Below are 24,747 nucleotides of genomic sequence, written 5' to 3'. Positions count from 1 at the left end.
TCACGCCCGAGCGAGGGTGGCGACGACGACGGTGCCGCCGGTGGCGTCGTCGGCGTCCGGGTCGTCGTCGGTGACGACGGCCGCGCGCAGGCCGTGCGCGGTGACCAGGGCCGTCGCGCCGTCGACCTGGTCGGTGCCCACCTCGAAGAGCAGCGACCCGCCGGGCGCGAGCCAGCCCGGCGCGGCCGCCACCACGCGGCGCAGGACGTCGAGCCCGTCGGACCCGCCGTCGAGCGCGACGGCGGGCTCGTGGTCGCGCGCCTCGGGCGGCATGGTCGCGATCGCGGCGGTCGGCACGTAGGGCGCGTTGCACAGCAGCAGGTCGACGCGGCTGCGCAGGATCGTGGGCACGGCGGCGAGCAGGTCCCCCTCGTGCACCGCGGCCCCGAGCGGCTCCAGGTTGCGCCGGGCGTGCGTGACGGCGGCGGGCTCCACGTCGCTCGCGTGCAGCACCGGCGGGGCCCCCGCGGCCCGCAGGCCGAGCAGCACGGAGCCGCCGACGGCGCCGCACCCGCAGCACAGGTCCAGCACCGTGGCCGGGGCGGGCAGCGCGAGCGCCGCCGCGACCATCAGCTCCGTGCGGCGGCGGGGCACGAACACCCCGGGCCCCACCGACCAGCGACGCCCCGCGAAGGACACCCACCCCAGCAGGTGCTCCAGCGGCTCGCCGGCCACGCGCCGCGCGACCAGCTCCTCGAGCCGTGCCGCGTCGGCGGCGGACCCCAGCAGCAGCGCCGCCTCGTCCTCGGCGAACACGCACCCCGCGGCGCGGAGCCGCGCGGTCACGACCGGGGCGCGCGGGTCCGGGGGGTCGGTCGGGACGGGGGCACCGGTGCGGGTCACCCGGCACACCCTAGTTCCGCGCCGCGGGCCGGCGACTCTCCCGCGAGGCTGCCAGCGGGTTCCCAGGGCGCGGGCCTACGGTCGACCCGTCTGGTTCAGCCTTCAACTACCGGGAGCCCCCGTGCCCGCACCTGCCGCCCCCACGCCCACGCCCCGTCGCCGGGCCACCCGGATCGTCGTGGGCGCGCTCGTCGCCGTCCTGCTCCTCGCGGCCCTCGCCTTCGCGGCGATCCGCCTCTACGCCGGCCAGCAGACGGGCGGCGACGTCGCGGAGCCCACCGTGGCGGGCGCGGCCACGGCCGTGACGGCCGACCCCGCCGACCTCGACGGCGCCTACGCCGTCGGCGACGGGTCGGAGGCCGGCTACCGCGTGGACGAGGTCCTCGCGGGCAAGGACGTCACCGTCGTCGGCCGCACCTCCGAGGTCACGGGCTCCGCGACGATCGCGGGCGGCGAGCTCACCGAGGCCACGATCGACGTCGACGTGGCGAGCATCGAGACCGACGAGTCCCAGCGTGACGCCCGGTTCCAGGACATCCTCGGCACCGCCGAGTTCCCGACGGCGACCTTCGAGCTCTCCGAACCGGTCGACGTGAGCGCGGTGGCCGACGGCGAGACGGTCACGGTGGACGCCGCCGGGACGATGACCATCCAGGGCGTGCCGCAGGACGTCACCGCGACGCTGCAGGTGCGCCTCACCGAGGACGGCGCCGCCGTGAGCACGCAGGTCCCGGTCACCTTCGCGGACTACGGCGTCACGGCTCCGGACCTCGGCTTCGTGACGGTGGAGGACGACGGCTTCGTGGAGGCGGAGCTCGCCCTCACCCGCTGACACGCGCGGGGTCGGGGCCGACGGAGGCCGGCGCGGGTCGGCTCAGCGCGCCGCCGCCGGCGCGGCGGCGGCGCGGGCCTCGCGGGCCAGGTCGACGCCCGCCGCGGCGAGCGCGGCGCGGGCGTCGTCGACGGTGGCCGGGTCGACGGCCAGCGCGACGACCCGCTCGACGTCGAGGACCTCGCCCGCGGCGTCCCGCCCGACGAGCTCGGCGGGCGCGCTCCACGACCCCTGCCACGCGGCGGCGCCGGAACGGACGGCGGCCTCCTGGACGCCGAGCGCCAGCAGGCTGCGCAGCGCGGCACCGAGGGAGTCCGGCTGCTCCAGGGCCTCCCGCGACACGACGGCACGGACCAGGTCGTCGCCGTGGCCGCCCTCCACGAGGTCGAGCAGGGTGCCCAGGCCGGCGGACGGCCGGTGGGCCACCCGGGCGGCAGCCGCATAGACCGCGTCGGCGTCGGCGCGGTCGGAGGCGGCCATGAACGCCGGCACGAGCCGGTCCCAGCCGAGCCGCTCCCGGTCGCCGAAGTCGACCACGCGGCCGGCGAGCTCGGCCGCGGCGCGCTCGAACCCGGGGACGAGGGCGGTGGCCGGGCGGTCGTCGTCGGACGTCGCGTCGTCGGGCAGGCGATCCATGGCGGCGACGCGCTGGGCGATCGGAGGGTGGGAGTCCCACCGCGACCTCCCGCCCGGCGCCTCCTGCCCGCGCAGCCGCGCGAGGTCGTCGGCGCGCGCGGCGAGGAGGAGCGCGAAGCCACCGAAGAAGCCCTCGGCCGTCGTGGCATACCCGCGCGACCAGGCGGGGGCGAGGTAGCGCTCCTGGTAGAACGACCAGGCAGCGTCGACGACGGGCAGCTCGCGCAGCGCGTCCTGGGCGGTCCGGCGCCCCGCGACCCGGACGGAGAGGCGGTCGGCCTCGAGCTCCTGCGCGCGGCTCACCGCCGCCGACGCCACCAGGTACGCCTTCGCGTACTGGCGCAGCAGCCATCCGACGAGGTTGCCCTCGAGGTGGGCGACGGTCTCGCCGACCACGGCCCGCCCGCGGTACGCGATCGGCGACAGCCGCGTGTGCGCGTTCGAGTAGTGCCCGATCTCGTGACCCAGCACCGAGCGGAGCCGGCCCACGGTGAGCCCCTGCACCAGCGGGACCCCGAGGACGAGGGTCCGCCGACCGCCGACGAGCCCCAGGAGGCGTGACTCCTCGCTCACGGCCGCGTTGACCACGGGGGCGAGCACGATCGTGTCGGGCGCGCGGGTTCCCGCGACGTCGGCGAGCTCGCGCACCAGGTCCCACAGCTCGGGGGCGTCCTCGGGTGCGAGGGCGACGTCGTCCGCGTCGGTCGAGCGGAGTGCGCGCTGCGAGCGCGCGACGCGCACCAGCGCCATGACGATCCCGACGGCGACCACGACCGTGAGGAAGCCGAACTTGACCGCCGCGGCGCCCGAGTGGTGCTGGAAGGCCAGCACGGCGACCGCGCCGCAGCCGACCAGGAGGGCGATCGCCAGGACGTAGAAGCCGACGAGCATGAGGACGGAGAGCAGGGCGCGGAACGCCGTGGGCATCGGGACTCCCGAGGGGTCGGTGCGGACGACGTCGTCCGCGTGTCGAGCACGGACGATAGCGACCCCGCGTCGTCCCGCACCAGAGGGCCCGTGACGGCCCTCCGGCGCGGGCGGCCCCGTCAGGGGTACAGGCCGCGGATCCGGTGCGCCTCGGCGGTGCGCTGGACGCCGATGACGAGCGCGGCGTCGCGCAGCGACAGGCCCTCCCGCGTGGCCAGCGTGGACACGTCGCCGAAGGCGGACGTCATGCGGTGCTCGAGGCGGTCGGCGATCTCCGGCTCGGACCACCAGTAGGTCTGGTTGGCCTGCACCCACTCGAAGTAGGAGACGACGACGCCGCCGGCGTTGGCGAGCACGTCCGGCACCACGGTGACGCCCTGGGCGGCCAGGACGCGGTCGCCGTCGGTGGTGGTGGGGCCGTTGGCGCCCTCCACCACCCAGCGGGCCCGCACGGTCGCGGCGGTGGTGCCGTCGAGCACGCCCTCCACCGCGGCGGGGACGAGCACGTCGACGTCGAGGGCGAGCAGCTCGTCGTTGGAGAGCGGGTCGCCGCCGTCGAACCCGACCACCGAGCCGGTGGCGGCGACGTGCGAGAACAGGCGGTCCATCGCGAGGCCCGCGTCGTTGCGGACGCCGCCGTACTGGTCGCTGACGGCGACGACGGTCGCGCCGCGCGAGGCGAAGATCGCGGCGGCGTGCGAGCCGACCTTGCCGAAGCCCTGCACCGCGACGGTCACGTCGCTCAGGGGCACGCCGGCCTCGCGGAGGGCGGCGGCGGTGACGTGCACGATGCCGGCGCTGGTGGCGGTGCCGCGCCCGCGGGAGCCGCCCAGCGCCAGGGGCTTGCCGGTGACGACCGCGGGGATCGTGTACCCGCGGTTCACCGAGTAGGTGTCCATGACCCACGCCATGGTGTGCTCGTCGGTGCCCATGTCGGGCGCCATGATGTCGGTGTCCGGGCCGATCATCGGCATGATCTCGGACGTGTACCGCCGGGTGACGCGCTCCAGCTCGGCCGTCGAGTAGTCGCGCGGGTCGATGGCGACGCCGCCCTTGGCGCCGCCGTACGGCAGGTCGACGATGGCGCACTTCCACGTCATCCACATGGCGAGCGCGCGGACCTCGTCGATGTCGACGCCGGGGGCGTAGCGCAGGCCGCCCTTGCCGGGACCGCGGGTGATGTTGTGCTGCACGCGGAAGCCGTGGAACAGGACGGTCTCGCCGTCGTCGCGCCGCAGGGGCACGGCCACGTGGATCTCGCGGCGCGGGGTGGCGAGCATCTGGTGCTGGCCCTCGTCGTAGCCGAGGACGGACACGGCGCTGGCGAGCTGGCTGTGCGCGGTGTCCAGCGGGGAGCTCGCGCGCGGGGCGGGCTCGATGGTGCTCGCGGGGGCCGCCGGGGCGGCGGGGGTGTCGGGCAGGGGTGTCGAGGTCATCGACGTCGTCGTCGTCACGGGTCCTCCAGGACACGGTGCCGGTGGCCCCGGGTCGGGGGCCGGCAGGGGTGGCGCGGCCCGGGATGGTGGGCCTCGGCGCCCACCGTAGCCCCTCCCGCGGGGGCCTCTGCGGGCGAAACCCGAGGGGTTGCGGAGCCGTTCCCGAGCGTTGACCCGGCCATGGTCCTGGTTGACGCGAGCACGACCGGGACGGCGTCGAGCCCGCCGGGACGAAGGGTCCGGCGGGCTCGACGGCAGCGGTGCGCTCAGCGCGCGAGGCGCCACGCGGCGGGCAGGAGGGCCGCGGCGAGGGCCGCCTTGAGGGCGTCGCCCGGCAGGAAGACGACGGCGCCGGTGAGCAGCGCGGCGCCCACGGGCATCCCGGTGCTGACGGCGAGCCACGGCACGCCCACCGCGTAGACGGTGAGGGTGCCGAGGGCGTAGGCGCCCGCGGTGGTGAGCACGCGGCGGTCGGCGCCGCGGCGGGCGAGCGCCCCCACGACGAGGCCGGCGAGGACGAAGCCGACGAGGTAGCCGCCGGTCGCACCGGCGACGGACTCCCAGCCCGACGTCGCGCCGGCGAACACGGGCAGGCCCGCGACGCCCGCGGTGAGGTAGACGGCCTGGGCGGTCGCGCCCCGGACGGGGCCGAGGGCGGCGGCGCCCAGGAGGACGGCGAAGGTCTGGCCGGTGAGCGGCACGGGCAGCCCGGGCACGGGGATCACCACCTGAGCGGCGAGGGCGGTGAGGGCGGCCACCGCGACGACGAGCACGACGTCGCGGGCGAGGGCCCCGGGCAGCAGGTCCGCGAGGACGCGGCGCGGGCGGGCGGGGGCGAGGGGGAGTGCGGCTGCGGTCATACCGACGACGCTAGGGCGTGCCCGGGGGCGGGGTCATGACCGTGGTGCGCCAAGACTGGGGGGCGCTCGTTTGTGCAGGTCGTACACACGCGGGCCGGTCGCGGGCGTGCCGGGCCCCGGACTTTGTGGGTTTCGTGCACGCCGATCGGCGGCGCGCCGGCCCGCCTCCCCGGGACCCGTCCGCCCGGATCGGTAGCCTCCGGCACCATGGCTGACAAAGACGTCGCACGCACCTCCGACCCCGACCTCGACCTGGACCCCGGGCTCGCCGGCGCCGAACGGCCGCGCTGGCGGCTGGTGGGCCCCGGCCTCGTGGTCGCCGCCACCGGGATCGGCGCCGGCGACCTCGTGGCGACGCTGGTCGCCGGCAGCCGCTTCGGCTACACGCTGCTGTGGGCGGCCGTGCTGGGCGTCCTCATCAAGATCGTGCTGGTCGAGGGGGCCGGCCGCTGGTCGCTCTCGACGGGCCGCACCATCTTCGACGGCTGGAAGTCGCTCGGCGCGTGGGCGAGCGTCTACTTCGGCGTCTACATCGTGGTGTGGGGCTTCAGCTACGGGGCCGCGGCGATGTCCAGCTCCGCCCTGCCCCTCGTGGCGCTCTTCCCGCAGGTGGACCTCGTCTGGTTCGCGATCGGGATGGGCCTGATCGGCGCCGCGATCGTGTGGCTCGGGAGGTACTCGATGTTCGAGTACGTCATCGCGGTGCTCGTCGGCGTCATGTTCGTGACGATCGTGGGCTCCGCGGTGCTCACGCTGCCGAACCTGGGCGAGATCGTCGGCGGCCTGGTGCCCCGCATCCCCGAGGGCTCGCTGCTGTACACGCTCAGCCTCGCGGGGGGCGTCGGCGGCACCATCACGCTCGCGGCCTACGGGTACTGGCTCAAGGAGAAGGGCTGGAGCACCCCGCGGTGGATGAAGGTCATGCGGATCGACAACGCGATGGCCTACGTGATCTCCGGCGTGTTCGTCATCTCGATGCTCGTGGTGGGCGCCGAGCTGCTCTACTCCTCCGGCATCACGCTCGCGGACGGCGAGGGCGGCCTGGTGGACCTCGCCGACGTGCTCGCCGAGCGGTACGGGTCGTTCATGGCGCCGCTGTTCCTCGTGGGGTTCTGGGCGTCGTCGTTCTCGTCGGTGCTGGGCGTGTGGAACGGCGTGTCCCTGATGTTCGCCGACTTCGTCGCGACCGCCCGGGGCCTGTCCGAGGACGACCCGCGCCGCAAGGCCGGCGGCACGTACTACAAGGCCTACATCCTGTGGCTCACGTTCCCGCCGATGCTGCTGCTCCTGCTGGACCAGCCCATCGCGCTCGTCGTCGCCTACGGCGCGCTCGGCTCCCTGTTCATGCCGTTCCTCGCCATCACGCTGCTGTTCCTCATGAACTCCTCGCGCGTGCCGCAGCGGTGGCGCAACCGCCCGCTGACCAACGTGGCGCTCGTCGCCATCGCGGGCATGTTCGTGGTGCTCGGCGTCCAGCAGCTGGTGCAGGCGCTCGCGCCCGTCCTGGGCTGACCTCGGCGGGCTCAGCCCGCGGCGCGGGCGCGGCGCCGGAACGACGACGGCGTCTCGCCCGTGAGGCGCGCGAACGTGCGCGTGAACGACGGCTGGTCGTAGAAGCCGGACGCGGCGGCCACCTCGGCCAGCGGCGTCGTCGTCGAGGTGAGCAGGTGCGCGGCGCGGTCCACGCGCGTGCGCAGCACCAGCTGGCGCGGCGAGAGCCCGAACACCTTGCGCACCCGCCGGTCCAGGACGGCCGGCGTGCTGCCCGCCATCGCGGCCAGGTCGGCCACGGACAACGGCGCGCCGGGGGAGGAGTCGAGGTGCTTCTCGACGGCGGAGACCAGGCGGGCCATGGCGTCCATGGTCGCGTCGTCGGCGTCGCCCGAGCGCAGGTCCTGCGACACCGAGACCAGCCCGACGACGCGGCCGCCGGCGTCCCGCACGGGCAGCTTCGCGGTGAGGAACCAGCCCGGGGTGCCGCCCACGCGGCGGATCAGCTCGAGCTCGTTGCGCAGGGGCCGGCCGGTGCGCAGCACCTCCGCGTCCTGGGCCTCGTAGCGCTCGGCCAGCTCGGGGACGAACAGGTCGACAGCCCGCCGGCCCAGCACCTGCCGGCGCGAGCGCTCGTTGGTGCGGCGCACGAAGACCTGGTTGACGGCGAGGTAGCGCCCGTCGGCGTCCTTGGCGCAGAACATGACGTCCGACAGCTCGTCCATCAGGTCCACCATCACGGGGGACAGGGCGGCCATGAGGGCGGCCGTGCCGGGCACGTCCGCGGCCGGCGGTGCGGGGTCGCCGGGGACGTCGCCCGCCGGGCCGGTCGTGTTGTCGGAATCTGCCCCCATCGCGTGCCCGATCGTACAAGACGGCCACCTGCCCGAGGGCGCACCCTGGGGGCATGAGTACCTCCGTTCCGGCGCACGGCGGCGCCACCCCCTCCGCCGTGCGCAGCGCCGACACCGACGCGGGCGCCGAAGCCCTGGTCGAGGACGCCGTCGCCCTCGCCCACCACTGGATCGCCGTCGCGTCCGGCTCCTCCGGCGCTGCCGGCTCCACCACCCGTGGGGACCGCAGGACCCGCGCCACCGCCGAGCGGCTCGGCTCGCTCGTCTCCGACCCGGCCGGGCTCGAGCTCGCCGTCGGGTTCGTCGACGACGTCGCGCGCCCGCAGGACATCGGCGTCGCCGCCACCGCGCTCGCCCGCCTCGGCCGGGACGCCGGCTCCGCCACCTTCCTCGGCCCCGTCGACCGCACCCTGTTCAAGGTCGGCGCCGCCGTCGCCCCCGTGCTGCCGTCGGTCGTCGTGCCCGCCGCGCGCGTCCGGCTGCGCCAGCTCGTCGGCCACCTCGTGGCCGACGCCGGCAAGGGCCTCACCGCGCACCTCGCCCGCACCCGGGCCGAGGGCTACACCCTCAACGTCAACCTCCTGGGCGAGGCCGTGCTCGGCGACGACGAGGCCGCCGCCCGCCTGCAGCGCACCATCGACCTGGTGCGCCGGCCCGACGTCGACTACGTCTCCGTCAAGGTGTCGTCCGTCGCGGCGCAGCTCGTCACCTGGGACCTGGACGGCTCGCGCGAGCGCGTCGTCGAGCACCTGCTGCCCCTGTACCGCGCGGCCCGCGACCACGGCGTGTTCCTCAACCTCGACATGGAGGAGTACAAGGACCTGGCGCTCACCACCGCGGTCTTCACGCAGGTGCTCGACCGCGAGGAGTTCCGCGACCTCGAGGCCGGCATCGTGCTCCAGGCCTACCTGCCCGACGCGATGGGCGCGCTCGACGGGCTCACCGAGTTCGCGCAGCGGCGCGTGGCCGCCGGCGGCGCCCGCATCAAGGTGCGCCTCGTCAAGGGCGCCAACCTGGCGATGGAGCAGGTCGAGGCCGAGCTGCACGACTGGGCGCAGGCGCCCTACCCGACCAAGCCGGACGTGGACGCCAACTACGTGCGCATCCTCGACCACCACCTGCGCGCCGACCGCACCGCCGCCGTCCGGCTGGGCGTCGCGTCGCACAACCTCTTCGACGTGGCGCTCGCCGTGCTGCTCGCCCGCGGCCGCGGCGTCACCGAGGGCCTCGACATCGAGATGCTCCAGGGCATGGCGCCGATCGAGGCGCGCCTCGTGCGCGACGAGGTCGCCAAGGACGGCGGGCACGTCGTCCTGTACACCCCGGTGGTGCGCGACGAGGACTTCGACGTCGCGATCTCCTACCTGGTGCGCCGGCTCGAGGAGAACGCCGCCGAACAGAACTTCCTGCACGCCGCCTTCGCCCCTGCCGCCGGCCACGACGGCGTCCAGGCCACCGCCATGGAGCGCCAGGAGCTGGCGTTCCGCGCGTCCGTGACGCACGGCGTGCACTACCAGGCCGTGGACGTCGCACCGCGCCGCCGCGACCGGTTCGCCGGCGGGGCCGCCGCGCTCACCGCGACCGGCTGCCCGTCGGCGGAGCCGTTCCGCAACGCCGTCGACACCGACCCCGCCGTCGGCGCCCACCGCACCTGGGCCCGCGCCGTCGTCGGGCCGGACTCGGGCTTCGTGCCCGTGCAGGCCGCCGAGGTCACCACGACCGGCGAGATCGACGACGCCGTCGCGCGCGCCGTCGTCGCCCGCGAGGCGTGGGCGGCCGTCGCCCCCGCCGACCGCGCCCGCGTCCTGCGCGCCGCGGCCCGCCGGCTGGAGGCGCGCCGCACCGACCTCGTCACCGCGATGGTGCACGAGCCCGGCAAGACCGTCGCCGAGGCCGACCCCGAGGTCAGCGAGGCCATCGACTTCGCGAGCTACTACGCCGCGTCCGCGGAGGCCCTCGAGCAGGTGCCCGGCGCCACGTTCACGCCCGACGGCGTCACCCTCGTGACCCCGCCGTGGAACTTCCCCGTCGCCATCCCCGCGGGCGGCGTCCTGGCGGCGCTCGCGGCCGGCTCGGCGGTGCTCGCCAAGCCCGCCCCGACGACGCCCCGCTGCTACGAGCTCGTCATCGAGGCCGTGCACGCCGCGTTCGACGAGGTCGCGCCGGAGATCGGGCTCGACCCGCGGCTCGCGCGCGACGTCGTGCAGTTCCTGCGCGTGCCGGACGGCGACCTCGGCCAGCACCTCGTGACCCACCCCGACGTGGCGCGCGTCATCCTCACCGGCTCCATCGAGACCGCCGAGATGTTCGCGTCCTGGCGGCCCGAGCGCCCGGTGCTCGCGGAGACGTCCGGCAAGAACGCGCTGGTCGTGACGCCGTCCGCGGACCTCGACCTCGCCGTCGCGGACCTCGTCAAGAGCGCCTTCGGGCACGCGGGCCAGAAGTGCTCGGCCGCGTCGCTCGTCATCCTCGTCGGCTCCGTGGGCGACCCGAGCGCCGAGACCGGCAAGCGGTTCCGCCGCCAGCTCGTGGACGCCGTGCAGTCGCTCTCGGTCGGCACCGCCACCGAGCTGTCCACCGTCATGGGCCCGCTCACCGAGCCCGCGCAGGGCAAGCTGCTTCGCGCGCTCACGACGCTGGAGCCGGGCGAGTCCTGGCTGGTGCGCCCGCGCCGCCTCGACGACGCGGCCGCGGCCGCCGGGCTCGAGGCGGACCGCCTCTGGTCGCCGGGCCTGCGCGACGGCGTCGCGCCCGGGTCGTTCTTCCACCTCACCGAGGTGTTCGGCCCCGTGCTCGGCATCATGACCGCCAAGGACCTCGACGAGGCGATCCGCCTGCAGAACCAGGTGGACTTCGGCCTCACCGCCGGCATCCACTCCCTCGACGACGACGAGATCGCGACCTGGCTCGACCGCGTCGAGGCCGGCAACGTCTACGTCAACCGCCACATCACCGGCGCCATCGTGCAGCGCCAGTCGTTCGGCGGCTGGAAGGCGTCGGCGGTCGGCCCGGGCGCCAAGGCGGGCGGCCCGAACTACGTGGCCGAGCTCGGCTCCTGGGCGGACGCCGAGCGCGTGCCCTCGCGCACCACCGACCCCGAGGGCTGGCTCGCCGCGGCGCAGGCCTCCGACGACGCGGCCTGGGCCGCCGAGGTCGGCGTCGGGCACGACAGGTCGGGCGTGCGCGTGGAGGAGAACACCTTCCGCTACCGCCCGATCGAGCGGCTCACCGTCCGCGTCGGCGAGGGCGCCCTCCCGATCGAGGTGCGGCGCGTGCTCGCGGCGGCGACGCGCGCGGGCGTGCCCGCGGTCGTCGTCCCGGACTCCGACTCCGGCTGGGGCGTGCCGCACGAGGCGCCGATGTCCCACGAGGACTTCGCCGCCGCCGTCGCGGCGGGCCGTGTCGCCGGCCGCGTCCGCGTCGTCGGCCGCGCGCCGGGCCTGCACGAGGCCGCGGCGACCCGCCTCGGCACCGTGACGGTCCTCGACGCGCCGGTGGTCGCCAGCGGCCGCCGCGAGCTGCTCGCGATGGTCCGCGAGCAGGCCGTCAGCCGCACCCGCCACCGGTACGGTCACGTGCACGCCTGACCCGCCGCTGGCATCGAGCGTGCTGACATGATCCTCGAACTCGCCGTGTGAGGATCACGTCAGCACGCTCGATGTCGTTTCGGCAGGAGGTGCGCGGCCTGCCGTGGCACGATCGCGCCCATGACGGTGGCGTTCGTGCTCGGCGGGGGCGGGGTGCGCGGCGCCGTCCAGGTCGGGATGCTGCAGGCCCTGTTCGAGGCGGGGGTGGTCCCCGACCTCGTGGTGGGCACGTCGATCGGCGCCATCAACGGCGCGGCCGTGGCCGCGGAGCCGAGCCTCGACGTCGTCGACCTGCTCGGCGAGGCGTGGGCGTCGCCGACGGCCTCCGAGGTGTACGGGGAGCCCTGGTACCGGCAGCTCGGCCGGCTGGCGCGCTCCCGCACCCACCTGTACGACCCGGCGGCGCTGCGGCGCCTCATCGCGGGCACGCTCGGCGACCGCACGACCTTCGAGGACCTGCGGGTGCCGCTCGTCGTCGTCGCGGCGAGCATCGAGCGTGCGTCGGAGCGCTGGTTCGACTCCGGCCCGCTGGTGGAGGCCGTGCTGGCGTCGGCGTCCGTGCCCGGCGCGCTGCCGCCCACCGAGATCGACGGGGAGCACTACGTCGACGGCGGGATGGTGAACTCGATCCCGCTCGGCGAGGCGGTGCGGCGCGGGGCCACGACCGTCTACGTGCTGCAGGTCGGCCGCGTGGAGGAGCCGCTGACCGTCCCGACCAAGCCGTCGGACGTGGCGCGCGTGAGCTTCGAGATCGCCCGCCGGCACCGGTACTTCCGCGAGCTGGAGGAGGCGCGCGCCGTCGCGACCGTGCACGTGCTGCCCACCGGCGGGTCGCTGCCCGGCGACGACAGGCTGGGCGCGTTCCGCAAGCTCGACGCCACGCGCCGCCGCGTCGCGCAGTCCTACGCGGCGGCCAGGGAGTACCTCGCGTCGGTGCCTGACCTGCCGTCCCGCCCCGGTGCGACGGACGCCACCGACGACGCGGGGGAGCCGTGATCGCGCCCCCGCCCAAGGTCGTGCGCCGGCTGGTCCTGGCGCCGCTGGTCGTGGCGCTGGCGGTGCTGCTGGTGCCGACGTCGATCATGCTCGCGCTGGTGGTCGGCGCCGCGCTGACGTGGGTGCTGCCCGGGCGGCTGCGGGTGGTGCGGCTGCTGTGGATGCTGTCGTTCTACGTGCTGTGGGACGCCCTCGCGCTGGTCGTGCTGCTGGGACTCTGGATCGCGTCCGGGTTCGGGCTCGCGATGCACAAGCCCTGGATGCAGCGGGCCCACGTGGCCGTCGCCCGCTGGGCGCTCGCGGTGCTGTTCTGGCAGGTGCGCTGGACGCTGCGGCTGAAGATCGTCGTCGAGGCACCGACGGGCGCGAGCGTGCCCGACGTCCCCGTCCTCGTGCTGAGCCGGCACGCCGGGCCGGGGGACTCGTTCATCCTCGTCGACACGCTCCTCGGCCGCGGGGGCCGCACGCCCGCCGTCGTCCTCAAGGACACGCTGCAGTGGGACCCGGCGATCGACGTCCTCCTGGGCCGGCTCCCCGCCGCCTTCGTCACGCCCCGCTCGCGCCGCCGGCCCGGGCGGCCGGGCGCCACCGCGACCGTCGCGCGGATCGCCGGGGACCTCGGGTCGGACGGCGCGCTCGTGCTCTTCCCCGAGGGCGGCAACGTCACGCCGCGCCGGCGCGCCGCACGCATCGAGGCCCTGCGCGCCGCCGGCCAGGAGTCCCTCGCCGAGCGGGCCGAGCGGATGCCGCACGTGATGGCGCCCCACACCGGCGGGTTCCTCGCCGCGCTCGGCGCCGTGCGGCCCGACGCGGCCGTCCTCGTCGTCGCGCACAGCGGGCTCGAGCGGCTCGTCACCGCCCGCGACATCTGGCGCGAGCTGCCCATGGACAAGGAGATCGTGCTGGGCGGGCAGCTCACCCGCGTCGCGGACCTCCCGGCCGACGCGGAGGGGCGCGAGCTGTGGCTGTTCGACCAGTGGGAGCAGGTGGACGCCTGGATCACCGCGCGCGACGTCGACCGGCCGGTCGAGGACCTGCCGAGGGATCACTCGGGCTGAACGCCCCCTTCACTTGGGCGTAGCGTCGGGTAGGGTCGCCCAGCCGCCGAGACCCGGCGGCTGGTACGGACCAGTAAGGAGCCCCCAACGATGCAGCTCATGCGGAGACGTTCGATCGAAGCGACGATCGCGGCGTCCGACGAGCCCCAGCGCCAGCTCAAGCGCACCCTCGGAGCCTGGGACCTCATGGTCCTCGGGATCTCCGTGGTCATCGGCGCCGGCATCTTCTCGAAGGCCGCGCAGGTGTCGGCGACGCAGACCGGCCCGTCCGTCGTGATCTCGTTCGTCATCGCCGGCATCGTGTGCGCGCTGGCCGCCCTGTGCTACGCGGAGTTCGCGTCGTACATGCCCGTGGCGGGCTCGGCCTACACGTTCTCCTACGCCTCGATGGGCGAGCTGCTCGCCTGGATCATCGGCTGGGACCTCATCCTCGAGATGTTCTTCGCCGCGTCCGTCGTGGCGAAGGCCTGGGGCCTGTACTTCGACAACTTCCTCAACGTGTTCGGCCTCGGCGGGGTCGACTCGGACGGCGTCGCGTCCGGGATCCACAACACGATCCACATCGGGGGCGTGTCCTTCGACTGGGGCACCGCGATCCTCATCGTCGTCCTCGCGACCCTGCTCGCCGTCGGCACCAAGCTCTCGACGCGCATCACCGGCGTCCTCACGGCCATCAAGGTCGCCATCGTGCTGCTGATCATCGTGGTCGGCTTCGCGTTCTTCAGCGCGTCCAACCTCAGCCCGTTCGTGCCCAGCGCGGAGTCGTTCGGCGAGTCCACGACGCACAGCACGACGATGACCCAGACGCTCTTCTCCTGGATGGCCGGGGCCGAGCTCTCCGTGGGCGGCGTCATGGGCATCCTCGCCGGCGCCGGCACCGTGTTCTTCGCGTTCATCGGGTTCGACGTCGTGGCCACCGCGGCCGAGGAGACCAAGAACCCGCGCCGCAACGTGCCCCGCGGCATCCTCGGCGGCCTGGTCATCTGCACCGTGCTCTACATCGCGGTCTCCCTGGCGCTGTCCGGCATGGCCACCCCGCAGCAGCTGCGCGACGCCACGCCCGACGGCGGCGCGTCCGCGACGATCATCACCGCGTTCCAGCTGCAGGAGAACGCCCCGACGTGGGCCACGCAGGTCATCACCGTCGGCATCCTCGTGGGCCTCACCACCGTGGTCATGGTGCTGATGCTGGGCCTCACCCGCATCGTCTTCGCGATGAGCCGCGACGGCCTGCTGCCGCGCGGCATGTCGAAGACGTCGGAGAAGCGCGGCACCCCGGTGATGATCCAGGTCGGCAGCGCCGTCCTGCTGGTGATCGTCACCTGCTTCTTCTCGGTCGACGTGCTCGGCAACATGGTGAACATCGGCACCCTGTCGGCGTTCGTGCTGGTGAGCTTCGGCATCCCGATCCTGCGCCGGCGCCAGCTCAAGGCCGGCGGCGGCGAGGCCAAGGCCGACCACTTCCGCGTGCCGTGGTCGCCCGCGCTGCCGATCATCTCCGGCGTGCTGTGCCTGTGGCTGATGTTCCAGCTCGACGTCGAGACGTGGCTGCGGTTCCTCGTGTGGCTCGCCCTCGGGTTCGCCATCTACTTCGGCTACAGCTACCGCAACTCGCAGCTCGGCAAGAACCCGGACCAGATCGCCGCCGACTACCGCGAGGCCATGCAGACGGCCATCGGCGTCGACGACGACACCCCGCGCCGGGGCTGACGCCCCGCCGGAGCCCGACCGCCAGATCGGTCCTCCGGTCCGAGACCGGTCCGCATGTCGACCGGACTCGGACCCGGGGGACCGATCTCGTGGCGCCGGCGGCCGTCAGGCGGTGAGGGACTCGAGCACCTTGGCCACGCGGCGGTCGCGGGTCTCGTCGGTCCTGGCGCCGTCCACGCTGAGCGCGTGGGCCTTCTGCCTGCTCGCCGAGAGGGCCGCCCAAGCGGCGGCCGCGTCCGGCCGGTCGGCGAGGGCCGCGGCCAGGGCGGGCGGCACGTCCACGGTGCGGGGCGCGTCGTCGAGCTCGAGCCGCACGGCCACCTCGTCGCCGGCGCCTCGGCCGGTGGCCCGGCGCGTCTCGGCGTTGAAGGAGACGAGGAACCGGCCGCCCATCGACGAGACGGTCGTGCGGTAGGTGTACCCGTCGTCGATCGTCACGACGACGGGCACGCGGCGGCCCCGCTCGAACGCCGCGACGACGTCGTCCGGCACGGGGAGCCCCACGTTGTTGCCGCCGGTGGCGAGCAGGGTCGTGGTGAACGTCTGGACCGTGGGTGCCTCGCTCATGCCGCCTCCGTCCGCGGTGCGGCGGCCCGGTGCCGCCGGCTACCGAGCACGGTAGCGACGGCTACGCCGACTCGCCCTCGATCAGCCGGGGGACGAAGATCTGCGGCTGCGGGGGAGCGCCGACGCCGGAGAGCACGTCGAGCAGCGTCGACGTCGCGGCCGTGACCATCTCGACGACGGGCTGCAGCACCGTGGTGAGCCGCGGCGTCGTGCGCTCCGCGCCGAGGGCGTCGAAGCCGACGAGGGCGACGTCGCCGGGCACGGACCGGCCGGACTCGCGCAGCACCTGCAGCGCGCCCGTGGCCATGAGGTCCGACGCGGCGAAGACGCCGTCGACGTCCGGGTGCGCGGCCAGGATCCGCTGCATCGCCTCGGCGCCGCCCGTGACGGTGAAGTCGCCGTTCTCGACGGCGACGGCAGGCAGGCCGGCGTCCTCGAGCGTGTGCCGCCAGGCGTCGTGCCGGTCGACGGCCGCGGTCATGTCGAGCGGGCCGGTGATCGTGGCGATCCGCCGGCAGCCGCGGTCCACGAGCCGCTGGGTGGCCGTGCGCCCGCCGGAGGCGTTGTCGACGTCCACGAAGTGCAGCGAGTCGGTGTCGAAGGGGCGCCCCACGAACACGGCCGGCAGCTGGGAGCGCACCAGCTCGGGCTCGAGCTGGTCCTCCTTGTGGTGCGACGCCACGATCACACCGTCCACGTGCCCGGAGCGCAGGTAGCGGGCGATGTGGCCCGGCGGCTCGCCGGGGCGGGCGAGCAGCAGCACGAGCTGCAGCTCCGTGCCGGTCAGGCCCTCGCTGACCCCGCGCAGCACCCCCGCGAGGAACGGGTCGGTGAGGATGCGGGCGTCGGGCTCGGGCACGACCAGCGCGATGGAGTCGGTGCGGCGGGTGACCAGCGAGCGGGCCGCCCGGTTCGGGGCGTACCCGAGCCGGGCGACCGCGTCGTCGACGGCGGACTGGGCCTCCGGCGACACCCGGTCTCCGCCGTTGATGGCGCGCGACGCCGTGGACCGCGAGACTCCCGCGGTCCGGGCGACGTCGTCCAGCGTGGGGCTGGGATGCTCGATGACCACCAGCGGAGACTACTCCGCGTCCGTGCCGGTCACGGCGCGCGCGGGCACGACGCCCGTGCGGGCCACCTCGGCGTACCAGCGGCCGGACGACTTCACCGTGCGCTCCTGCGTGTCGTAGTCCACGTGCACCAGGCCGAAGCGCTTGGAGTAGCCGAGGGCCCACTCGAAGTTGTCCATCAGCGACCAGGCGAAGTAGCCGCGCACGTCGGCCCCGGCGTCGATCGCGTCGCGGACGGCGCGCAGGTGCGCGTCGACGAACGCGAGGCGCTCCTGGTCGTCCACGCTGCCGTCGGCCTGCACGACGTCGGGGTAGGCGGCGCCGTTCTCGGTGATGTACATCGAGGTGCCGCGCGGCCCGGTGTAGTCCTGCTGCAGCCGGGTGAGCAGGCGCGTGAGGCCCTCCGGCTGCACCTCCCAGCCCATGTCGGTGGTGGGCAGGCCGCGGCTGTGGTGGTGGATGCCGTCGGGCACGGGGTTCGGCGACCGGGTCTCCCACACGGGGGCGCCCTCGGTCGTCTCGCGCGCGCCGTCGGGGCCGGCGGTCCCCTCGGGGGTCTCGCCGGCGGGCACCTGCGGCGTGGCCGACACGGCGCCGCCGTTGTAGTAGTTGACGCCCAGCACGTCGATCGGGGTGGAGATCACCTCGAGGTCGCCCGCACGCACGACGTCGGCGAACCCGAGGTGCGCGACGTCGTCGAGCAGGTCCTGCGGGTAGGTGCCGCGCAGGATCGGGTCGAGGAAGAACCGGTTGAACATGCCGTCGTCGCGGCGCGCGACGTCCACGTCCGCCGGGTCCGCCGGGTCGACGGGGTCGGACACGGTGAAGTTGAGCGTGAGCCCCAGCACGGCCTCGGGGTCGCGCTCGCGCAGCGCCTGCACGGCGCCGCCGTGGGCGAGCATGAGGTGGTGCGCGGCGGCGAGGCCGAGCTCCGGCGACTTCTTCCCGGGCGCGTGCGCGCCGGACGTGTAGCCGAGGAAGGCCGAGCACCAGGGCTCGTTGAGCGTGGCCCACACCTTGACCCGGTCGCCCAGGGCCTCGTGCATGGTCACCGCGTAGTCGACGAAGCGGGACGCGGTGTCGCGGTTCGGCCAGCCGCCGAGCTCCTCGAGCGCCTGCGGCAGGTCCCAGTGGTAGAGCGTCAGCCACGGCATGACGTCGGCGGCGAGCAGCTCGTCGACGAGGCGCGAGTAGAAGTCCAGCCCCTCGGCGTTGACCGACTTGCCGTCGGGCATGACCCGCGCCCACGACGTCGAGAACCGGTACGTGTCGAGGTGGAGGCGCTGCATGAGCGCCACGTCCTCGCGGTAGCGGTGGTAGTGGTCGTCGGCCACGGTGCCGTCGTCGCCGTTCTTCACGGCGCCGGGGATGCGGCAGAAGGCGTCCCAGACCGAGTCCTCGCGGCCGCCCTCGGTCGACGCCCCCTCGATCTGGAACGCGGCGGTGGCGGTGCCCCAGAGGAAGCCGTCCGGGAAGGCGACCGCCCCGGCGGCGTGCGGGGAGGTCGTGAGGGGCGCGGAGGGCGTGAACGGCACGGCGGTGCCGGGGGCCGCCCGGCGCGCGCCGGGGGTGGGGAGGGTCATGGATTCGGATCTTTCCATCGGTGCGAGGCTCCCGCAGCGCTGGGCGGGAGGGGGGACGGGTGGGGTCGCCGCCGGGGTCAGCCCTTGACCGCGCCGGCCATGATGCCGGCGACGAGCTGGCGGCCGACGAAGGCGAAGATCACCAGCAGCGGCAGCGTCACGAGGAAGATGCCGCCCATCACGAGCGAGTAGTCCACGAAGTAGTTCGACTGCAGCGACTTCACGACCAGCGGCAGCGTCGGGTTGCTCTGGTTCAGCACGATCGACGGCCAGAAGTAGTTGGTCCACTGCTGCACGAAGGTGAACAGGCCGAGCATCGCCGCGGCCGGGCGGGCGGCGGGGAGCGCCACCGACCAGAACGTACGGATCATGGACGCGCCGTCGACTCGCGCGGCCTCGATGAGCTCGTAGGGCAGCGCCTCGGAGAGGTACTGGGTCATCCAGAAGACGCCGAACGCGGTGACGAGCGCGGGCACGATGACGGCCTGCAGCTTGCCGATCCAGTCGAGGTCGGTCATGAGGATGTACATCGGGATGACGCCGAGCTGGGTCGGCACGGCCATCGTCGCGATGACGAACACCAGCAGCGGCCCGCGCCCGCGGAAGCGGAGCTTGGCGAACGAGTACCCGGCGAGCGTGGAGAACAGGACCACGGAGGCCGACGTGATCACGGCGATGATCACCGAGTTCGCGAGCGCCTTCCAGAAGTTGATCTGGTCGGAGTTGATCACTTCGGCGAACTGCGTGAACAGGCTCGAGTCGGGCAGCCACTGCGGCACGGCGTGCTGGGCGATCGACGTGGGGTCGGAGGACCCGAGCAGCAGCGTGAAGTACAGCGGGAAGACCGAGATCAGCACCACGAGCCCGAGCAGCACGTAGGTGACGCGCCCCGGACGGCGCTGGGCCGTGCGGGTGCCCTTGCCGCGGCCGCGGCGCTTGGCGGCGGCGCGGGCCGCGCGGGGGCCGGCGGTCTGGGCGGTGACGGCGACGGAGCTCATCGGCGGTCCTCCCGGTCGGTGGTGGTGTCGGTGGGCGGGGCCGTCGGGTGCGTCGTCGGCGGGAAGGAGGGCGGTGCGTCCCCGCGGGCCGGCGCGGGCGCGGCGGGAGCGGCGGCCGGGGCGGTGCGGCCGGCGGTCTGCGCCTGGGCGAGCAGCTGCCGGGTGTGCCGGCGGCTGACCTTCGGCGCCTTCGGGCCGGACGTCGCGATGCGGCGGGTGGCGAGGAAGTTGATCAGGCCGATGAGGACGATCAGCAGGAAGAGCAGCCAGGCGACCGCGGACGCGCGGCCGAAGTTCTTCTGGTTGCCCCACGCGACGTCGTACAGGTAGACGACCGTGGTCATCCAGTCCTTGTCGGGGCCGCCGAGACCGTACGCGTCGTACATGCGGACCTCGTCGAAGATCTGCAGGCCGCCGATCGTCGAGGTGATGACGACGAAGATGATGGTGGCGCGGATCTGCGGCACGGTGACGGAGAAGAACTGGCGGGCGCGGCCGGCGCCGTCGATGACGGCGGCCTCGTAGAGCTCGCGCGGCACGGCCTGCATCGCGGCGAGGAAGATCAGCGCGTTGTAGCCCGTCCAGCGGAAGTTCACCATCGACGCGATCGCGATGTGGCTCGCGATCCGGTCGCTGTGCCAGCCGACGGGGTCGATCCCGACCAGCCCGAGCAGCTCGTTGATGAGGCCGTACTGGTCGGCGAACATGCGCCCGAAGATCATCGAGACCGCGACGGGGGCCACGACGTAGGGGATGAGCACGCCCATGCGCCAGAAGGTCGCGGCGCGCAGGTTCTGGTCGAGCAGGGCCGCGATCGTGATCGCGAGGAGCACCTGCGGGATGCTCGAGAAGACGAAGATCGAGAAGGTGTTGACCAGCGACTTCCAGAAGACGGGCTGGTGCAGCACGTCGACGTAGTTCTGCAGGCCGACGAAGTCGCCCTGGCCGCCGAGCAGGTTCCAGTCGTGCATCGACACGAAGGCCGTGTACGCGAGGGGGAACAGGCCGGTGACGGCGAAGATGACGAAGAACGGCGAGATGTACAGGTAGGGCGAGACCTTCACGTCCCAGCGGCCGAGCCGCTGGGAGAAGCCGAGTCGTCGGGGCGGGCGGGGCTCGCGCCCCGCGCGCTGCGAGGGTTGGGTGGGGGAGAGGACGGCCATCTGCTGCTTCCTGTGCGTTGCGCCGAACGAGGGCCTGCGGGGTGCCGGTCGAGCCTGCCGGGACCGGGGAGGGGTCCGGCAGGCTCGACCAGCAGCGGGGCGACCGGGCGGGACCTGGTGGTCAGGACCCGGTCGGAGGGTCAGAGACCGAGCGAGGCGTACTCGTCGAGCGCGCCCTGCCAGCTCTTCTCTGCGTCGTCACCGTTGAGGTCCACGCGGTTCAGCGCGTTCTGCACGGACTGGTGGATGGCGAAGTAGTTCTTGCCCTTGAACGGCGCGCCCTGGATGGCGGCGGCACGCGTCGAGAAGATCTGGCCCACCGGGGCGTCGTTGAAGAACTCGTTGGTGGAGTTCTGCACGGCGTCCGACGCCTGCGCGTCGACCTGCGACGGGAAGGTGCCGGCGTTCTCGAACGCCGTCGTCTGCTGCGCGGGGTCGGTCAGCCACGCGGCGAGCTCCTTGGCCGCCGCGGTGTTGGCGCCCGAGGCCGGGACGGTGAGGAACGAGCCGCCCCAGTTGCCGCCGCCGCCGGGGAAGACGTCGGCGACGTCCCAGCCGGTGATGCCGCCGGAGTTCTGCTCGATCGGACCCGTCATCCAGGCCGGGCAGAGCATGGTGGCCCAGGCGCCCTTCTGGAAGCCGGCGACCCAGTCCTCGCCCCACTGCTCGAGGCCGGCCGACAGGTCGTCGTCCACCGAGGCGTTGAGGACCTGGTCGTACAGGTCCTTGATCTCGGTGTTCGTCTTGAGGTCCTTGGGCTCGCCCGTGGACGGGTCCTCGTAGGCACCCTCGAGCTGGTTGACCATGCCCTGGTAGGTGGGCACGGCGCCGTCGAACCAGGCGGCGTCCGACTTGGCGACGAACTGCTTGCCGACGTTGAAGTAGTCCTCCCACGTGGCGTCCGCGCCGCCGAGCAGCTCGGCGACCTTCTCGCGGTCCGTGGGCAGGCCGGCCTTCTTGAACAGGTCGGACCGGTAGCAGATGGCCTCCGGGCCGATGTCGGTGCCGTAGCCGATGACCTTGCCCTCGGAGGTGGTGGCCTGCTGGACCTTCCAGTCCAGCCAGCGGCCGTCGAGGGACGGGTCGGCCAGGTCCTCGAACAGGTCGGGGTAGGTCATGAGCTCGGGGAGCCAGTCGACCTCGATGGCCTCGATGTCGGCCAGGCCCTCGCCGCCGGCGGCGAGCTTGGTCGTGAGGTTGTTGCGGGCGTCCTCGGACTTCGCGGCCTTGACCTGCTTGACCGTGACGTTCGGGTGCTCCTCGGTGTACTTGGCGAGCAGCTCGTCGGTGTAGCCGAAGTCGTTGAACGTGGCGACCGTCAGGGTGACCTTGCCGTCGGGGGAGGCCTGGTCGTTGCCGGCGTCGTCGGAGTCGCCGCCGCAGGCGGTCAGGGCGAGAGCGAGGGTCGCGACGCCGGCCGTGGCCGCGACGACGCGGCGGGCTCGGCGGGTGGGTCGGGTGCTGTCCAGCACGGTGACTCCCTTGTCTGGTTCGGGCATGCGAGAGATGGAGTGTTGGTAGCGCTCCCACCTCCATGGTGGTAGCGCTCCCACAGCCAGGAAGATGCTGGCTTCCGGGAGGTGCGGAAGTCAAGCCTGGTGGCGGCGCCGATGCCGCATCGTGACGTCGGCGCCAGCGTCACCGCAGGTCAGCGGCCGCTCAGGACGGCGGCCTTGTCCGGATCGTTACCGGTCTTCACCCGGGGCGGCGCGCTCGGCGAGCCACTCGCGACCGGCGGCGCCCTCGGCCTCGAGGGTCGTGCGGACCGCCTGCGCGGCGGCCTCGGCCACCGCCGCCCCGAAGAGCGGCACCGTGGCGCGGACCTCGCCGTCGTACACCTGCCGGGTGCTGCCGTCGGGGAGCGGCTCGAGCCGCACCGTGCCCGTGACGCGCACCGGCGCGCCCGCGATCTCGACGGCGATCGTCCCCGTGCGCAGGTCGCCCTTCGGGGCCTCCCAGACCTCCGCCTGCCGGATCTCCAGGTGGTCGCCGACGAACGGCCGGACCTGCGCGGGGATCTGGTCGGTGGGCAGCGTGCGCCGCACGACGATGGTGAAGCCGTCGGCGGGGCTCCCGGTCACGTCCGTCTGCTCGACGCGGCCGCCGAGGCCACGGCCGGCGCGCCAGCGCACGAACGCCTCGTCGGCGAGCATCGCCACGACCTCGTCGGTGGCCGCCGCGTAGGTGAGCTCCACGGTCAGGTGCACGAGGTCACCCTACCGACGCCGGGCAAGAGCGGTAGCGCCCGTACTCTGGTGGGCGTGTCCGCCATGAGTGACCTCATCGCCCAGAACACCGACCTCTCCGAGGGAGACGTCGAGTGGTTGCACCTTCTCGTCGGCGACTGGCAGCTCGTGTCAGACCTCGCGTTCGCCGACCTGGTGCTGTGGCTGCCGACCGCCGACGGCGGCTTCGTCGCCCTCGCCCAGTGCCGGCCCTCGACCGGCGCCACGGTGCACTACGACGACATCGTCGGTTCGCTCGCCCCCGACGGGCAGCGCCCGCAGCTCGCCGCGGCGATGACGGAGGGGCGGGCGCAGCGCTCCCGCGAGCCGCGCTGGTTCGGCGCGTACGCCGTCCGGGAGGAGGCCGTGCCGGTCGTGCACGAGGGGCGGGCCATCGCCGTCGTCGCACGCCAGACGAACCTCGGGTCGGGCCGCACGCCCAGCCGCCTCGAGCTGAACTACGTGGAGTCGGCCGACGACATCCTCGCGATGATCGCGCGCGGCGAGTACCCCGCGCCCAACGCGGCCACGGGCCCGCGCCGCGGCGCGCCGCGCGTGGGTGACGGGCTGATCCGCCTGAACTCCGAGGGCGAGGTGCTGTACGCCAGCCCGAACGCGCTGTCGTGCTTCCACCGGCTCGGCGTCATCGGCCCGCTGGTCGGGCAGTCGCTGGTCGAGGTGACCGCCGACATCGTGCAGCACCAGGACACGGTCGACGAGTCGCTGCCCCTGGTCGTGATGGGGCGCGCGCCCTGGCGCACCGACATCGAGGCCAAGGGCGTGGCGCTGTCCCTGCGGGCCCTGCCGCTCACCGACCACGGGCAGCGCATCGGCGCCGTCCTGCTCTGCCGCGACGTGTCCGAGCTGCGTCGGCGCGAGCGCGAGCTCATGACCAAGGACGCGACGATCCGCGAGATCCACCACCGCGTGAAGAACAACCTCGCCACCGTCGCCGCCCTGCTGCGCCTCCAGGCGCGCCGCATGGACGTGCCCGAGGCGCGCGCGGCGCTCGAGGAGGCGATGCGCCGGGTCGCGACGATCTCGATGGTGCACGAGTCGCTCTCCCAGACCCTCGACGAGAACGTGGAGCTCGACGACATGCTGAGCCGCGCGCTGCGGCTCGCCGCCGACGTCGCCTCCACGCGCACGCAGGTCCGCACCCGCCAGTCCGGGTCGTTCGGGATGGTGCCCGCGCAGGACGCGACGCCGCTCGCGCTGGTGCTCACCGAGCTGGTGACCAACGCCGTCGAGCACGGGTTCCCGGGGCGCGAGACCGGCACCGTCGAGATCGACGTGCAGCGCGACGGCGCGTCGATGCGGGTGGTCGTGGCGGACGACGGCGTGGGCATGCCGGAGGGCATCGCCACCCTGGGGCGTGCGTCGCGCAGCGGGCTCGGGTCGCAGATCGTGCAGACGCTGGTGACCAACGAGCTGCGCGGCACCATCGACTGGCAGGCGCGCGACGGCGGGGGCACGCAGGTGGTGCTGGAGCTGGAGCTGCGCGACGGTCAGCCCGGCCGGTAGGCCGGGCGCGCCGCCCCGCCGGTGCGAGGGGACGACAGAGGGGACGGGCCGCGCCTGCGGTCCGTCCCCTCTGTCGTGTGTCGCGGTGGCGTCAGCCGGCGCGGCGGGCGCGCGCGGTGCGGCGCTTGAGCGCCCGGCGCTCGTCCTCGCTCATGCCGCCCCAGACGCCGGCGTCCTGACCGGACTCGATGGCCCACTTGAGGCACGTGTCCACGACGTCGCAGCGACGGCAGACGGCCTTCGCCTCCTCGATCTGCAGGAGGGCGGGGCCGGTGTTGCCGATGGGGAAGAAGAGCTCAGGGTCCTCGTCGAGGCAGGCGGCCTTGTGGCGCCAGTCCATGTCATCTCCTCGGTGCAGGGGGACCTGGTCGATCGGCGGGCGCATGA

Annotated in this window: 20 protein-coding genes; 7 read left to right on the top strand and 13 right to left on the bottom strand. The window is 74.1% G+C overall.

The features are described from left to right. Nucleotides 1-843, bottom strand: coding sequence for a putative protein N(5)-glutamine methyltransferase (locus ACFU5J_RS15170; protein WP_430579268.1), 843 nt, complete (start codon nt 841-843; stop codon nt 1-3). A gap of 121 nt (nt 844-964) precedes the next feature. Here ACFU5J_RS15170 and ACFU5J_RS15165 point away from each other — a divergent pair, with 121 nt between their 5' ends. Then, the gene (locus tag ACFU5J_RS15165; RefSeq protein WP_430579267.1) at nt 965-1,675 is read left to right on the top strand and encodes a YceI family protein; all 711 of its coding nucleotides are present in this window, start codon (nt 965-967) and stop codon (nt 1,673-1,675) included. A 42-nt stretch (nt 1,676-1,717) separates the two neighbouring features. Here ACFU5J_RS15165 and ACFU5J_RS15160 read toward each other — a convergent pair whose 3' ends face one another. From ACFU5J_RS15160 to ACFU5J_RS15150, 3 genes are all read right to left on the bottom strand, one after another. Then, complete coding sequence (locus ACFU5J_RS15160; RefSeq protein ID WP_430579266.1) at nt 1,718-3,238, bottom strand: M48 family metallopeptidase; 1,521 nt, start codon at nt 3,236-3,238, stop codon at nt 1,718-1,720. A 119-nt stretch (nt 3,239-3,357) separates the two neighbouring features. Then, nucleotides 3,358-4,674, bottom strand: coding sequence for a Glu/Leu/Phe/Val dehydrogenase (locus ACFU5J_RS15155; protein WP_430579265.1), 1,317 nt, complete (start codon nt 4,672-4,674; stop codon nt 3,358-3,360). A gap of 266 nt (nt 4,675-4,940) precedes the next feature. After that, entirely contained in the window at nt 4,941-5,534 is a 594-nt protein-coding gene (locus tag ACFU5J_RS15150; protein ID WP_430579264.1) for a biotin transporter BioY, read from the bottom strand. 207 nt (nt 5,535-5,741) lie between these two features. Here ACFU5J_RS15150 and ACFU5J_RS15145 point away from each other — a divergent pair, with 207 nt between their 5' ends. Continuing rightward, nucleotides 5,742-7,046: an Nramp family divalent metal transporter gene (locus tag ACFU5J_RS15145; RefSeq protein ID WP_430577099.1), complete on the top strand. Its 1,305-nt coding sequence runs from the start codon at nt 5,742-5,744 to the stop codon at nt 7,044-7,046. 11 nt (nt 7,047-7,057) lie between these two features. Here ACFU5J_RS15145 and ACFU5J_RS15140 read toward each other — a convergent pair whose 3' ends face one another. Then, nucleotides 7,058-7,879 carry a helix-turn-helix domain-containing protein gene (locus ACFU5J_RS15140; RefSeq protein ID WP_430577100.1) on the bottom strand — a complete coding sequence of 274 codons (822 nt, stop codon included), beginning with the start codon at nt 7,877-7,879 and terminating at the stop codon, nt 7,058-7,060. Between the two features lie 53 nt (nt 7,880-7,932). Between ACFU5J_RS15140 and ACFU5J_RS15135 the strand changes: the two genes are divergently transcribed. The 4 genes from ACFU5J_RS15135 to ACFU5J_RS15120 all read left to right on the top strand — a co-directional run bounded on the left by ACFU5J_RS15135 (nt 7,933) and on the right by ACFU5J_RS15120 (nt 15,230). Then, on the top strand, nt 7,933-11,466 hold the full coding sequence (locus ACFU5J_RS15135; RefSeq protein WP_430579263.1) for a proline dehydrogenase family protein: 3,534 nt from the start codon (nt 7,933-7,935) through the stop codon (nt 11,464-11,466). Nucleotides 11,467-11,586: 120 nt separating this feature from the next. Next, entirely contained in the window at nt 11,587-12,462 is an 876-nt protein-coding gene (locus ACFU5J_RS15130; protein ID WP_430577102.1) for a patatin-like phospholipase family protein, read from the top strand. Continuing rightward, nucleotides 12,459-13,520 (top strand): 1-acyl-sn-glycerol-3-phosphate acyltransferase, encoded by a 1,062-nt coding sequence (locus ACFU5J_RS15125; RefSeq protein WP_430579262.1) that lies wholly within the window; start codon nt 12,459-12,461, stop codon nt 13,518-13,520. The genes ACFU5J_RS15130 and ACFU5J_RS15125 overlap by 4 nt, the downstream gene beginning before the upstream one ends. A gap of 99 nt (nt 13,521-13,619) precedes the next feature. After that, complete coding sequence (locus ACFU5J_RS15120; protein WP_430579261.1) at nt 13,620-15,230, top strand: APC family permease; 1,611 nt, start codon at nt 13,620-13,622, stop codon at nt 15,228-15,230. Nucleotides 15,231-15,335: 105 nt separating this feature from the next. Here the strand turns inward: ACFU5J_RS15120 and ACFU5J_RS15115 are convergent, their stop codons facing one another. The 7 genes from ACFU5J_RS15115 to ACFU5J_RS15085 all read right to left on the bottom strand — a co-directional run bounded on the left by ACFU5J_RS15115 (nt 15,336) and on the right by ACFU5J_RS15085 (nt 22,818). Beyond that, entirely contained in the window at nt 15,336-15,797 is a 462-nt protein-coding gene (locus ACFU5J_RS15115) for a DUF1905 domain-containing protein (RefSeq protein WP_430579260.1), read from the bottom strand. A 61-nt stretch (nt 15,798-15,858) separates the two neighbouring features. Then, nucleotides 15,859-16,869, bottom strand: coding sequence for a LacI family DNA-binding transcriptional regulator (locus ACFU5J_RS15110; RefSeq protein WP_430577106.1), 1,011 nt, complete (start codon nt 16,867-16,869; stop codon nt 15,859-15,861). A gap of 9 nt (nt 16,870-16,878) precedes the next feature. Next, entirely contained in the window at nt 16,879-18,450 is a 1,572-nt protein-coding gene (locus ACFU5J_RS15105) for a glycoside hydrolase family 1 protein (protein WP_430579259.1), read from the bottom strand. A gap of 77 nt (nt 18,451-18,527) precedes the next feature. Further along, nucleotides 18,528-19,448: a carbohydrate ABC transporter permease gene (locus ACFU5J_RS15100; protein ID WP_430579258.1), complete on the bottom strand. Its 921-nt coding sequence runs from the start codon at nt 19,446-19,448 to the stop codon at nt 18,528-18,530. Next, nucleotides 19,445-20,611: a carbohydrate ABC transporter permease gene (locus ACFU5J_RS15095; protein ID WP_430579257.1), complete on the bottom strand. Its 1,167-nt coding sequence runs from the start codon at nt 20,609-20,611 to the stop codon at nt 19,445-19,447. The genes ACFU5J_RS15100 and ACFU5J_RS15095 overlap by 4 nt, the downstream gene beginning before the upstream one ends. A gap of 140 nt (nt 20,612-20,751) precedes the next feature. Next, on the bottom strand, nt 20,752-22,083 hold the full coding sequence (locus ACFU5J_RS15090; RefSeq protein ID WP_430577110.1) for an ABC transporter substrate-binding protein: 1,332 nt from the start codon (nt 22,081-22,083) through the stop codon (nt 20,752-20,754). Nucleotides 22,084-22,296: 213 nt separating this feature from the next. Continuing rightward, nucleotides 22,297-22,818: a DUF2505 domain-containing protein gene (locus ACFU5J_RS15085; RefSeq protein ID WP_430577111.1), complete on the bottom strand. Its 522-nt coding sequence runs from the start codon at nt 22,816-22,818 to the stop codon at nt 22,297-22,299. A gap of 63 nt (nt 22,819-22,881) precedes the next feature. Between ACFU5J_RS15085 and ACFU5J_RS15080 the strand changes: the two genes are divergently transcribed. Then, nucleotides 22,882-24,360 (top strand): sensor histidine kinase, encoded by a 1,479-nt coding sequence (locus tag ACFU5J_RS15080; protein WP_430577383.1) that lies wholly within the window; start codon nt 22,882-22,884, stop codon nt 24,358-24,360. 91 nt (nt 24,361-24,451) lie between these two features. Here ACFU5J_RS15080 and ACFU5J_RS15075 read toward each other — a convergent pair whose 3' ends face one another. Beyond that, nucleotides 24,452-24,700: a WhiB family transcriptional regulator gene (locus ACFU5J_RS15075; protein ID WP_166849954.1), complete on the bottom strand. Its 249-nt coding sequence runs from the start codon at nt 24,698-24,700 to the stop codon at nt 24,452-24,454. Nucleotides 24,701-24,747 lie beyond the last annotated feature (47 nt).

It is taken from the genome of Isoptericola sp. NPDC057559 (genome assembly GCF_042801555.1).
In the GTDB taxonomy this organism is placed as follows: Bacteria; Actinomycetota; Actinomycetes; order Actinomycetales; family Cellulomonadaceae; genus Isoptericola.
This window is presented reverse-complemented; position numbering and strand designations above follow the sequence as displayed.